The following is a 12,935-nucleotide window of genomic DNA, read 5'->3' as shown; positions in this document are numbered from 1 at the left end:
TCGTAAGCGGGATTTATAGGTATTAGCATGTCAGATATGACTCAAAAAGCGGTGAGTGATGCTGGTGCATACGATGTTTTAAAGACGCGTTTGTTGCAGCAAGGCAGCCAGCTAAAGTCTCTCTCCCAATCCTTCAATCAGCAACGTCAAGAAACGTTTGGCGGTCAAGATTTCAAGTTGATCGGCAAGGTCAATGTTCAAACCGATGCCAAGTGTATTCCGATCGACATGGCTCAGGTAAACCAGCATTTACTGTTCGGTTATCATGTCCAAGTCGGGATGAAAGCGACCCCTTCGTTAGATGATGTCTTCGGGCTTTATCAGCTTCACGAAAATGAAGGTACGTTCCGTGTAGAACGCCTTCCACTTGAATCCAGTTTTTTATCGGATTCTCGTTTTACCCATGAATTGACGGAACTGTTTACTTACTACCGAGACGCGAGGCTTTCTCAAATCTCTCGTCAAGAAAGCACGCTTTACCTCGCCTTCCAAATCGGAATGCGCCCGGAAGACAGGAAAGTATTTCGTTTTCAGATCAACGCCCACTCTATCGAGTACATTGATTCTTTGGGGCAAAACGCGCTAACCAGTGTTCCTCAACATGATTTTGATTGGATCCCAACAACGCGAGATGATCATGTGCTTGGCGATCACCCGCATGTATCTATTCAAGATAAGCTGTTTGTTGAATGTGTGGGTGGGGACTTAACCATCAAGGTGGAAGACAACACCAAAGATGGCAAAGGTATTTACAGAGAGGACGTTGAAGATCCTCACCAAAGCGTTGCTGATGCACAGATCGACTACGCGTTTGTCGGAGACTTAATCGCGCTTCGAGTAAAGCCAAACCGAGAAAAACATGCTCGATACTTCCTCTACAATTCAGTGAATCAGTCCGTCGTAAGGGCTGATGCATTAAGGGCAAGTGCAAAAACGTTACCTGAAGATCATGGTGTGCTTTACGCTAATGGTTATGTTTTATCAAATGGCGAAGACAAACAGTTCGCCTTTGAAGCTGACCAGCTCAAGTTTTTCCAACAGATCACGTCACCGAATGGTGAAGACATTCTTTATATCTTTTTCAACGCCGTTGAAGGTTATTACATCGCCTACACCTACAACTTGATTGAAAAGAAATTTGAAGCGCCAATGGAAAGCCACGGTTACAGCTTATACCCAGATGGCCGCTGGTTAGTCTTTCAACTGTCAGAAAATGAAGAAGCGTCTACCATCCACCCAATGAGAATTTGGGATACGCCATTTTCTACACCAGAGCACTATGCGAAGGTCAATGCGCAAACTCAAGGCAGCAGTCCACTGTTCAATCTTGGTAATACGGAGCTAGTGCGAGCACTGTCTTCTGTACTTTCGATTTGCCAATTAGCACAGAGTGAAGAGGTGACTCAAGCGGCCTATGAGGTACTGATAAAGCAGTGTCGTTCAACGGTCGATCACTACACCTGGCTCAATCATGATTACGCTTGTGGAATAGGCAGTGCGATCAATGAACTCATGGGGACTACCGATAAGATCATCGATGAGTTTGCCAAAGTTCAACAGCTACAAAAACATGCAGCAAGCAGTCTTGATGAGCAAAAATCTGCGGTTTCCGAGCTTATCGGAAAAATCAAACTGGCACCCAAAGAGCAAGCGAACACGCTACTGAGTTTACTTAGTGAGGTAAAAGGGCAAGTTGGCGTGACTATGTCGCTCCGTCAGCAGCATTATATTGATGAGGTTCAAGTTGACCGTTTGCTTGAAGAATTACAGGCACAGCGTGAGTCACTTAACCTACACTTGCTCACTCTTCTTCAAGACGAAAAAGCGTACGTCCCTTTCAAGAAGCAAATTCAAAAAATTGAATTACAGCTCGAAGAAGTAACCAAAACGGCGGAGGTTCAGAAGCTGAATGAAGAAGTGGAAACGCTTCGTCATGAGCTCCAGATAGTGACGGAAGAAGTCACGGACATCGAAACAGAAGATCCGACACAAGCAACTCGAATCTTAGACCTCACCACAGAAGTAACGTCGCTGCTTAACACTGTTTCAGCCAAGCTAAGAGCAAAGTCTCAAGGCTTACAAAGTGAAGAAGCTCAAGCGGAATTCAGTGCTCAATTTAAGCTACTCAGCCTGTCTGTGAGCAGTGCAATGGAGCAAGCGTTAACGCCAGACGATTGTGATACCCAGCTTGCTAAGCTTGTTGGGCAATTGGATAAGTTAGAGTCGCGCTTCGCGGATTTCGACCAGTTTTTAAGCGAGATTTATTCAAAGCGTGATGAGATCCAATCAACGTTGGATAACCACAAGCAACAGCTTATTGCAGGTCAACAACGTCGAGTACAAAACTTACTTCAAGCCGCCAACGTCACCATGAGCAGCATAGAAAAACGCGTTGAGCGATTCGATGATGTTGCAGGGCTAAACAGCTACTTTGCCACCGACGCAATGGTTCTCAAGCTACAACAGTTGTCTCAGACTATTCGTGAGCTTGGCGACAGTGTCAAAGCAGACAGCGTTGACTCAAAATTGAAGTCGCTTCAAGACCAATCGTTACGCGCATTACGAGATAACCAAGACATCTTCGAGAAAGGTGGTACGGTTCTACGCTTGGGCAAGCATAGATTTAGCGTCAACCAGCAACCACTTGACCTCAGTTTGGTCGATCAAAATGGTGAGTTGGCGCTACACATCTCCGGTACGGATTTTTACCAAGCAGTAGAAGACAAAGCATTTCTCGATCTGCAAACCGTTTCTCGTTTAGACGTTGCCTCAGAGAGTGAGGACGTCTATCGAGCGGAGTATCTGGCGTACTTAATCTTGCATCAAGCGTCTATCAATCAAGATGGTCAGAGCCTAGATAAGCTTTATGATGCTTTGAGAGAAGAGAAGTTAAACGAACTTGTTCAACGCTTTGCAGCACCACGTTATAAAGAAGGGTATGTCAAAGGTATCCACGATCATGATGCAGTCAACATTTTACGTAAAGTGCTGCCTGTTTATCAGCAAGCGGGTTTACTACGTTACAGCCAAACTGCTCGCTCAAAAGCCATCTTGTGGTTACTGGAGCAAGATGCTGACCAAATAGTTCACTATCAACAACAGGCGCAAAACGCGAAGTTATTGCGAGAGCATTTAAATGCATCGCAAGCGTATCAAGAGCTGCAAAAACAACTGGTTGATTCCCTAAATGATGATCAACATGAAGCTGCTGACTACCTTGCGCAGCTATTGAGTGAGCAAGATTGGCAAATCGAAGTGAGCCAGGATTCTCTTTCTCTCTGTGAAGATTATTTGCAATTTAGACGCAGTTTGGGCTGGCAACCTCAACCGCTCAGCTTTACCGAATCATTTAACGATCATCATCAGTGGTTAAGCGCGTACACTGCGAAAAAGCAATACGGTCAGGCATTCGCATGCGAAGCGGCGACGGTTGCTGTGGTGAATACCTTGTCAGAGAAAAGGCTAGCCAGTGTCGACTTTTCACTGGTGTGTCATGTCGAAGGATTACTGGGAGAGCACACTCGAATTAGCAAAGGCAGTTTAGAGCTCGTATTGGATGATTTAATTCAAAGAAACGAACATCATCGAAGCTCGGTAGTTCCGAACTTCGAAGCCTATCTATCCCAGCGTACCCAGTTGCTGAGCTCTGCCAAAGAAGATTTCCGTCTTAGTGAGTTTAAACCTCGCCCATTAACGTCATTTGTGCGCAACAAGCTGATCAGTGAGAGTTACTTACCTCTTATTGGCGACAACTTTGCTAAGCAAATGGGCACGTTAGGCGACAAAAAGCGTACTGACTTGATGGGTATGCTACTTCTTATCTCTCCGCCTGGTTACGGTAAAACGACGTTAATTGAGTATGTTGCGCACAAATTAGGTTTGGTGTTTATGAAGATCAATGGCCCATCCATCGGTCATCAAGCGACATCCCTCGATCCAGCCGACGCCCCTGATCAAAATGCGGCGCGTGAAATTGAAAAAATTAACCTCGCGTTCGAGATGGGCAACAATGTATTGCTGTACTTGGATGATATTCAACATACCCATCCTGAATTTTTACAGAAATTCATCTCACTCTGTGACGGTACTCGCCGCATAGAAGGTACATGGAAAGGGAAAACGAAAACTTACGACATGCGTGGCAAAAAGTTTGCTGTCGTCATGGCGGGTAACCCGTACACCGAGAGTGGTGAAGCGTTCCGAATCCCAGATATGTTGGCTAACCGTGCGGACATCTACAACCTCGGTGACATGCTGTCTGACCAAAAATCGATCTTCGACTTAAGCTTTATCGAAAACTCACTCACCTCCAACAATGTTCTTGCTCCTTTAGCAACGCGAGACCTGAATGATTTGTACCGCTTTGTCAGAATGGCAGAGGGAGAAAATATCGCCCTGAGTGAGATGAGCCATTCGTACTCAGCAATCGAATCTGGCGAGATCGTGACAACCCTACAAAAACTGCTCATGGCTCAGCAAATTGTGTTGAAGGTGAATCAGCAGTACATCAAGTCAGCCGCAACAGCGGATCAGTATCGTGTCGAACCGCCATTCAAGCTGCAAGGCTCGTATCGAAACATGAATAAACTGGCGGAGAAAATCTCGTCAGTGATGACCGACCAAGAGATGAACACGCTGCTTCAAGATCACTATCAGGGTGAAGCGCAAACGCTGGCTGCGGGCACTGAAGAGAACCTACTTAAGCTTGCAGAGCTACGTGGTGACATGACGGATGAACAGCGAGCTCGTTGGTCTGAAATCAAAGAAGGGTATCAGCGTCAGCAAATGATGGGTGATTCCGAAGACAGAGCCGGACAGGTGGTGCAGCAACTTGCCATGCTGAATCAGCACGTTGCTCGCTTTGGTAACCATGAACAGGAGGGCAACTAAATGAATCGACAGAAATGGTCTGCATGGTTGGAGGCCTCGATACAAGATTACCGCCTAGATGATAGTGAGCGAAGAGAGCTCCAATCGGAGCTGCAGGATTCGGTATTAAGTCATGAAGACCGTTCGTACCTGCGGAATTTGAGCTTTAAGCTTGTACAACAAGAAATACAAAACCAAGGTGATGCAGCCGCTTTGGTTCGCTGGTTAGAGCGAGTAGTCAAAGTCTTAGACAATGTAATGAGTGCGAATTCGGCAGATACCGCGTCGAGTTGGTTTTCACCGGGTAGAGCGTGCGCATCCGGCATTATTGAACAGCTGAAACTGGCTCGTCATTCAGTGGATATCTGCGTTTTCACGATTGCAGATAATGACTTAACCGATCAGATCCTTGCGGCGCATAAAAGAGGCGTGGCGGTCCGAATCGTGACCGACAATGACAAAATGTACGATAAAGGCAGTGATGTTGAGTATCTTGCAGCACAAGGTGTGGCGGTTAAAATTGATACCACTCGATATCATATGCACCACAAGTTCGCGATATTCGACCAACAGCGGTTGATCAATGGCAGCTTTAACTGGACACGCAGTGCTTCTAAATACAATCAGGAAGATATTACGCTTACCGACGATCGCAGGTTTGTTTCTGCGTTCTCAAGACAATTTGAAACGTTATGGCAAAAGTTCCCTTGTCATAAGCCGTCATAAATATAGGGAGATCCCATGACCGAATTGATGAATTCTGAACATCAGGTACTTGAGGTGGACGCTACTCCTCAAATCGTCGCGCTAGCAGAGCAATTTGATGCGTTTGACAGTGTAGCGACGATCACTTTTGGTAAAGAAGCACTAGAAAAAATCACCGCTTTCTCTGACGAAGTGTTAGAGCAAGTCCGTGTTCGCGACAGTGGTGAAGCGGGCGATATTTTGCATGCAATGGTATCGTCCATGGACAGCGCTGAATTCTCAAATCTAGGCAAAACCAGCTTGTTATCGAGACTTCCTCTAGTCGGTGAGCTTTTTGATTCATTCAAAAAATTCTCGGCAAGTTTTGATTCAGTGAAAAGCCAATTGGAACAGCTTTCAGGGCGTTTAGAAGCACAAGAGATGAAGTTGGCTCATGATATTACCCAGCTCGATACGCTCTATGATCATAACTTAGATCTGCTTGGCGGATTAGAGCAGTACATCGCCGCTGGTAGGTATAAGTTAAATCAACTTACTCAGAATGTGTTACCAAACTTGCTGGCACAATCTGAGCAAAGTGGCGACGCGTTGGATGCCCAGAAATATCGGGATGCGACCCAAGCTGTTGCGCGTTTAGAAAAGCGCGTGCATAACCTTGAGCTTACTCGCCTTGCTGCCATCCAAACTGCGCCCCAGATTCGATTGTCTCAAGAAGGCAATAAAATGCTGATGGAAGACATTCAAGATATCGTTCACAACACCTTCCCATTGTGGAAGCGCCAATTCTTGATTGCGATCTCTAATTACGAAAAAGAGAAAGCGTTGAAGGTAACGCGCGCGGTGAAGGATTACACCAATAAGCAATATGTGCAAAACGCGGAGAAACTGAAGGCGTTAGAAGAACAAATTGCAGAAAACTACCAGCGTGGCATTCTCGATCTCGATTCTCTAGAGACCGTGAATCAACTGACGATTGAAACGTTGAACAATACACTATCTCGAGTGAAGGAAGGCAGAGCGCAACGCGAGCAGGCTCAGCAAGTGATTGAGCGAGCAGAGGCGGAACTTAAACAAGCGCTTCAGCAAACCTTGTAAGGTGAATCATCTAAAAATCACTCCCTTACTCATTTTTTATCTACTTTTAACGAGTCATAGAAAATAGGGAGTGATTTTTTGGTAAAAGAGACAGCGTGGTTTCATGCCGAGTTTACAGAACTACATCAGCGGTGATTGCGCTTACATGTGACCAGAACCGTGGAACATGCCACCGAACATTCCGCCAAATATCATCCCTAAAATGCTGAAGATGATCCCTAGAATGATCATCGCCGGGATTGAAGCGATAGCGAACTTGACCATAAAGATCACCATCGACATAAATGGCATCTTAATATCAACAACGGTGACTTCTTGTTTTGTAGTTTCATCAGACACGAGCGTTCTCCTAAATTTGCATTCTGAATATGCAGCCAGTTTATTACACTCAAACTGAAGAAAACGTTGAGCTGCGTTGCGCTTTTCCCTTTATGGGATAACAACTGATTAATTTGAGAAGTACGGCACGCTATGAATCGCTATCAGAGGCGGGTAAAGCCGTTCAACCAAGCGCCGGATAATCCGTATAACCGTGTTCATTGCCACCAAAAAGCGTAGAGCTATCCAGTTCTGCCAGAGGTTGTTGGTGCTGTAAGCGCGCCACCAAATCTGGGTTAGACACAAATGGGCGTCCAAACGCGACTAAATCCGCATAACCTTTCTCAAGCACCTCGTCGGCACGCTCTTGGGTGTAACTGCCAGCCACGATAATCGTATTGGTGAAGTATTCGCGCAGCTCGATGCGGAAGCTTTCTGGAATCACTGGTGCGTCGTCCCAATCCGCTTCAGACAGGTGTAAGTACGCAATATCACGAGCTTGAAGTTGTTTCGATGCATCAAGGATGGTTGGCACAATATCTGGGCAGTTCATGTCCTTGAAAGTGATGAAAGGTGCGAGTCGTACTCCCACTTTGTTGGCACCAATGGCTTCGCTCACCGCATCGACCACTTCTAACAAAAAGCGAAGTCGGTTTTCGCGAGTTCCGCCGTAGTTATCAGTTCTGTGGTTTGAATTGGTACGTAGGAACTGGTCAATCAGGTAACCATTACCGCCATGGATTTCAACGCCATCGAAGCCTGCTTCAATCGCCCGTTGCGCGGCAAGGGCAAAATCACTTACCACACGGTCAATATCCGCTTGAGTCATCGCTCGTGGTTCTACACAATCGACCATGTTGCCATTGCCTTGTTCGTCGGCAATCCAAACTTGGGTTTCTGCTGGTTTTAGTGCTGATGGGGCAATAGGCTGTTCGCCTTTTTGAAATGTCGGGTGTGATACACGGCCAACATGCCATAACTGACAAAACATTGCTGCGCCTTGCTCTTTTGCTGCTTGAGTGACGGTTTTCCAGCCAGCCACTTGTTCATCGGTGTAAACGCCTGGTGTGAACGAGTAACCTTGCGAATCATCTGAAATCTGGGTCGCTTCAGAGATGATTAAGCCTGCGGTTGCACGCTGCTTGTAGTAAGTCGCCATCATTTGGTTTGGAATGTTTCCCGGTTGGCTGGTGCGCGCTCGGGTCATTGGTGCCATGACGACGCGGTTTTGTAGAGTTAGTTGTTTCAGCTGTGCTGTTTCAAATAGCTTGCTCATGATTGGTTCCTTACTTAAGTAGTGGCACTTGGGTTTTGTTGCTTACCGATTCCATCCAATCTTTCACGGTGTTGTCCCATTGGATTTCTGTGGCACTGAAGAACCCACGCAAAATAGAAAATAGGATCGCTTCGTCTACCAACGTCACATGCTGGTAGGAATCGAGATTCAACACACTTTTCGCGCGTTCGATGAGCGCTTCTACCTCTTTGGCAATGTTTGGTGTGTCTTGCAAAAGTGCATCAAAATTGAGTGCATCCGTTTCCTTTTTTGCGCGCCAAGCGAGCTGTGCAGACTGAGTGGCAAACTCTGGTAAATCCATGTTTGACCAGCGTGGGTAACCCACTTTCTGTAGTGGAAGAAACGCAATTTTTTGCCAATCCAGCGCTTGTTGAGATGGTTGGCTTGTTTCACTTGATGTAGCCAGTTCAAGGAAGTAAGCAATGATATCTAGGCTTTCTGCCATCGCTTCACCGTTGTCTTTGATAAGAAGTGGTACTTGCTTGGTTCCAATCAGGTCTGTTGTGATTTTGTCATCGTCATAAGCAATATTGATGACGTCGAGTTGGATATTCAACATGCCAGCAACGTAGCGGACGCGAGCACTGAATGGGCAATGTTCGTAAATGTAAAGTTTCATAGTGTTTTCCTGATGATTTGTATTGGGTAGCCCCGCTTGATCGAGAAGCGTTAAGTCAGGGCTACTACCTGTAGGGATGACATTAGTTATTGAAGCTCGGAGCTAACTCCACCTGTTTGCTTTCTTTGCGGTTTGCCTTGGCGATGAATAGCAAACCAATCAGTGGAACAATGATGGCTGCGTAAGGGATCATGCCTGCGCCCATTTGGCTATCGAGCACCATGCCGCCTAAGAAACCACCAAAGGTATTGGCTAAGTTGAAGGCTGAGATGTTTGCCGTCGCTGCTAATTCCTGACCTTCACCACCGTGTTTCATTACTCGAAGCTGCATTGCTGGCACGTTAGCGAATGATGCAATACCAAATACAAAGGCGGTGGCAATGAACAGCACTTTGCTGTCAACAGTTAGGCCGACCAGTACCAGTGACACAATCATCGCGATAGCCCAGAACATGGACGCTTTTTGTAGGTTTTTATCTGATGAGCGACCACCCATGGTGTTGCCGATAATCAGACCGACGCCAACGATAACCAAAATCCAAGTCACGGCACTTTCACCAAAGCCAGTGATGTGCATGGCGATAGGGGCGATGTAGCCATACAAAGTCATAAACCCCGACCAAGCAAATACGGTGATCGCAAGGCTAATAAGTAGCATTGGGTTTTTGAACGCAGCCAATTGCGCTTTGACATCTTTTGCTTCGCCATGACCAGTCGATTTGATCACTGAAGTGATGAAGAACAGAGCCACTAAACCAAAAGCGGCAACGGTTAAGAAAGCGGTGTGCCAGCCGAATTGCAAGCCAATCCAAGTACCGCCAGGCACACCTAAAACGTTAGCCAGTGTTAGGCCTGCGAACATCTGTCCGACCGCACGACCTGCCATTTTTTCTGAAACCAAATTGGTCGCGACCACGGCTCCGATGCCGTAGAAAGGACCTTGAACCAAGCCTGTGATCACTCGGCTGACCATCAACACCAAGTAGTTCGGTGCGAAAGCGGACAATACGTTGCCGAGAATAAACAGCACCATTAGCCCAGCCAGTACGGCTTTCTTGTTAAAGCGCGCTAAGTAAATCGTAAGTAATGGGCCGCCAAACACAATGGCAAGCGCGTAGGCACTGATTAGGTAACCCGCTTGCCCTTCCGTGATGGACAAAGAGTTGGCGACTTGAGGAAGGATTCCTGCAATAACAAATTCCGCGGTGCCGATAGCAAAAGCTGCAAGCGTTAGGATCCATACCTGCAGTGGCATTTTTTCTTTATTCATGGGGAAGTCTCTTTTTTTATTTCGTTTGAACCCATTGGTGCCATGCTTTTGTATTGCTCTGGCACCTTGTTTTTATTTGCGGTTAGCTAAGCGTGCGTTGTTAGCCAAGCAGTCCGCCACCATCAACATCAATCACAGCGCCTGTCATGTAGCTGTTTTCAATCAGAAGTAAGTAAGCTTTTGCAACGTCACTGGCTTCGCCTACTTTGCCTACAGGTAAGCTATTTTGTGTGCGTTGGTACATGGCATTTCTATCGTCTTCGTTCATGCCTTGATACGCCTCAGTTCTAGTCAAACCTGGACTGACCGCATTTACTCGGATAGGAGCCAACTCTTTCGCCAGTACTTTCGTGGTCGCTTCAATGGCCGCGTTGATGGCAGTTTTGACGTAGGTGTTAACAACAACTTTGCGCGATAACATGCCAGACGTTAGCGTGATTGAGCCGCCTTTCTTGATGTAGCGTGCTCCATGTTTCGCCGCGTTGATTGCGCCCCAAAACTTGGTATCGAACGCGTATTTTGCTTGGGAAACTTCTACATCCACCACTTTGCCTGCCGGAGCATAAGAACCTGCGGTGACGATCAGGTGGTCAAAAGCACCAATGGTTTCGAAGTAGTGGTAAACCGACTGTTCATCGCTGATGTCTAACCCTGTTTTGCGGCTCGCTACGTGGACAACCGCATTGTCGCTTGCAAGTTGTTGGCTAAGTTCAGCACCAATACCTGATGTGCCACCGAGTACTACATAAACGGTTTTTTCTGTTTTCATGATTTGTTTCTCCAATCTCGTTTTGTTGGAGCCAGTATATTGATTGGAAGAAATTTGATAATTGGGTAATATTTGAATTGATTATTCAGTTCAGTCGAATAATTAGGTTTTAGGAGGGAATGTGGACAAGTTTTCGGATATGACGCTGTTTGTCAGCATAGTGAAGAACCAAGGGCTGGCGGCAGCTGGCAGAGAGCTCGGCTTATCGCCGGCAACAGTAACGGCAAGATTGCAGTCGCTGGAAGATCGCTATGGGGTGAAATTACTTAATCGAAGTACAAGGCATATTTCACTGACGGACTCTGGTGCTATGTACCATCAGGCATGCTTGGAAATCATCGACAGCGTCAAAGAGACGGAGAACTTACTCCAAAATGGCACCAAAGAAGTGCGCGGCACACTTAAAATCTCGGCTCCTCGTGATATTGGTAAGCAATATATTTCGCCAATACTGTCGGAATTTAGTCAGCTCTATCCAGACGTGATCCCTTATCTGTATTTGAACGATAACTTATCCAACTTAGCTGAGTCCGGTTTGGACATCGTTATCCGATATGGGGAGCTAGCCGACAGTAACCTTATCTCTCGCAAACTGGCATCCAGTCGCCGAGTGCTTTGCGCTTCTCCTCAGTATTTGGCAAAGAAAGGCACGCCGATCACGCCACAAGATTTAGCACAGCACGATTGTTTAGCCATGGTTCGCAGCAATGAAGAGTTGAAAACATGGCACTTTCAAGATGAAGAGCAGCACAATGTTGTTACTGTCGTACCGAAGCGTTTTTCTGATGATGGCGAAGTGATTCGTCAATGGGCGTTAGATGGGGCCGGTATTGCGTTGAAATCGATTCTCGATGTACAAGAGGACATCAAACAGCAGCGTTTAGTGACGGTGTTAAATGGCTATATGAAGAACTTCAACGCATCGACCTCTTCTGCAGGCGCGGATTTGAACGTGATTTACCTGAGCCGCCAGTATCAACCCAAGCGACTTCGTTTGTTTTTGGACTTCTTAATTGAGCGTTTTCATAGCCAGTTTCCGAAATAAGCAAGACTTAGACGGCAACCCGTAATCTAGGCCATGTGATTAACCAGTTTTTGGATTCTACCCGAGATTGAAACAGCGCCCATGTTCGCTTGGGGTTGTAAGTAATCTGGCCTTCAAACAAAGACTCAAATCCGAACGCAGAAATGCACTCTATCTGGTTATTCTCGTTCAACCTGGCCGCAACCGCCGTCTCTTTTTCTGGCCAGTAACTCATCGCATCTAAGGTACTTTGGTAAGGTGTATCACCATTTCTTAGGTGCATGTTTGCTTGATTGCGCACTTGCCAGTTGAACTCTGGCATCAAGGCGTTTAGCTGTGTTTCGTATTTGAGGTAGGCTTGTTCGTCCAACTCATTCGACTCGAAATAAACAACATCAAGATCGTTTAATGGTGTTGGATTATGCTTTTGATGAAGGTTGTCCCAAACTAGGTTTCGTACAAAGCCTGCAGCAATGTAGCAATCTGGTAAAGCCAGTGAGCGAACACACTCCAATGCTTGAATGCGAAGTGGATCTTCTGCTAAAAACTGAGCAAGTTTATCTTCAAGCATCGGCATTACTTCGCTGGTGGCAGTTCAATGCCGAGTTCATCGCGTTTTCGTTTACTCAAGCCAAGTGCAACCAAACGATAAGATTCTGATAAATAGTACTTTAGATCTTCGTCTAGGCGTCCGGAGGTTTCCGTTTGCTGAATCCATTTCATGCCTCGGTTAGCGAAATAAGGGGCAGGAATATAACCCTCATAATCGCTTAAAAAATCGAAGTTTAAAGGGGAAGTCTTAAACGTAAATGCAGGCTGCTTGTCTTTACTCCAGCCACCAATAGCAAACACCTTTCCGCCTACTTTCCAAACGTGCGCATCACCCCATTGAACAACATGAGAAGTGGCAGTGAATGAGCCGCAGAATTGATTAAATTCATCGTATGTCATTGGGTTACCTCAATAGTG

The 12,935-nt window shown here is 46.2% G+C and carries 11 protein-coding genes; 4 read left to right on the top strand and 7 right to left on the bottom strand.

Going from position 1 to position 12,935, the window contains the following annotated elements; translation table 11 throughout:
* The first annotated feature begins 27 nt into the window (after positions 1–27).
* The 3 genes from ITG12_RS22600 to ITG12_RS22590 are packed head-to-tail and all read left to right on the top strand — an operon-like array spanning position 28 to position 6,669.
* Positions 28–4,890 (top strand): DNA repair ATPase, encoded by a 4,863-nt coding sequence (locus tag ITG12_RS22600; RefSeq protein WP_248874109.1) that lies wholly within the window; start codon positions 28–30, stop codon positions 4,888–4,890.
* The gene (locus ITG12_RS22595) at positions 4,891–5,595 is read left to right on the top strand and encodes a phospholipase D-like domain-containing protein (RefSeq protein ID WP_038865065.1); all 705 of its coding nucleotides are present in this window, start codon (positions 4,891–4,893) and stop codon (positions 5,593–5,595) included. It begins immediately after the preceding gene.
* Positions 5,596–5,610: 15 nt separating this feature from the next.
* The gene (locus tag ITG12_RS22590; protein WP_042604443.1) at positions 5,611–6,669 is read left to right on the top strand and encodes a toxic anion resistance protein; all 1,059 of its coding nucleotides are present in this window, start codon (positions 5,611–5,613) and stop codon (positions 6,667–6,669) included.
* 141 nt (positions 6,670–6,810) lie between these two features.
* Here the strand turns inward: ITG12_RS22590 and ITG12_RS22585 are convergent, their stop codons facing one another.
* The 5 genes from ITG12_RS22585 to ITG12_RS22565 all read right to left on the bottom strand — a co-directional run bounded on the left by ITG12_RS22585 (position 6,811) and on the right by ITG12_RS22565 (position 10,942).
* A complete protein-coding gene (locus ITG12_RS22585) occupies positions 6,811–7,008 on the bottom strand; it encodes a hypothetical protein (protein ID WP_038876674.1) in 198 nt (65 codons plus the stop codon).
* A gap of 163 nt (positions 7,009–7,171) precedes the next feature.
* A complete protein-coding gene (locus ITG12_RS22580; protein ID WP_248874107.1) occupies positions 7,172–8,263 on the bottom strand; it encodes an alkene reductase in 1,092 nt (363 codons plus the stop codon).
* Positions 8,264–8,273: 10 nt separating this feature from the next.
* The gene (locus ITG12_RS22575; RefSeq protein ID WP_248874105.1) at positions 8,274–8,903 is read right to left on the bottom strand and encodes a GrxB family glutaredoxin; all 630 of its coding nucleotides are present in this window, start codon (positions 8,901–8,903) and stop codon (positions 8,274–8,276) included.
* Positions 8,904–8,985: 82 nt separating this feature from the next.
* Positions 8,986–10,173 (bottom strand): MFS transporter, encoded by a 1,188-nt coding sequence (locus ITG12_RS22570; RefSeq protein ID WP_248874103.1) that lies wholly within the window; start codon positions 10,171–10,173, stop codon positions 8,986–8,988.
* A gap of 100 nt (positions 10,174–10,273) precedes the next feature.
* Entirely contained in the window at positions 10,274–10,942 is a 669-nt protein-coding gene (locus tag ITG12_RS22565; RefSeq protein ID WP_248874101.1) for an SDR family oxidoreductase, read from the bottom strand.
* A gap of 121 nt (positions 10,943–11,063) precedes the next feature.
* Between ITG12_RS22565 and ITG12_RS22560 the strand changes: the two genes are divergently transcribed.
* On the top strand, positions 11,064–11,987 hold the full coding sequence (locus ITG12_RS22560) for a LysR family transcriptional regulator (protein ID WP_248874099.1): 924 nt from the start codon (positions 11,064–11,066) through the stop codon (positions 11,985–11,987).
* A 7-nt stretch (positions 11,988–11,994) separates the two neighbouring features.
* On the opposite strand, the gene ITG12_RS22555 is transcribed toward ITG12_RS22560, so the two are convergent.
* Positions 11,995–12,537, bottom strand: a complete 543-nt coding sequence (locus ITG12_RS22555; protein WP_248874097.1) for a nucleotidyltransferase family protein — start codon at positions 12,535–12,537, stop codon at positions 11,995–11,997.
* Positions 12,538–12,542: 5 nt separating this feature from the next.
* Entirely contained in the window at positions 12,543–12,917 is a 375-nt protein-coding gene (locus tag ITG12_RS22550) for an MmcQ/YjbR family DNA-binding protein (RefSeq protein ID WP_038876689.1), read from the bottom strand.
* Positions 12,918–12,935 lie beyond the last annotated feature (18 nt).

Source organism: Vibrio sp. ED002 (assembly GCF_023277445.1).
GTDB classification, from domain to species: Bacteria; Pseudomonadota; Gammaproteobacteria; order Enterobacterales; family Vibrionaceae; genus Vibrio; species Vibrio jasicida.
Note: the sequence above shows the minus strand (reverse complement) of the source record. Positions and strands in the feature narration are given on the sequence as shown.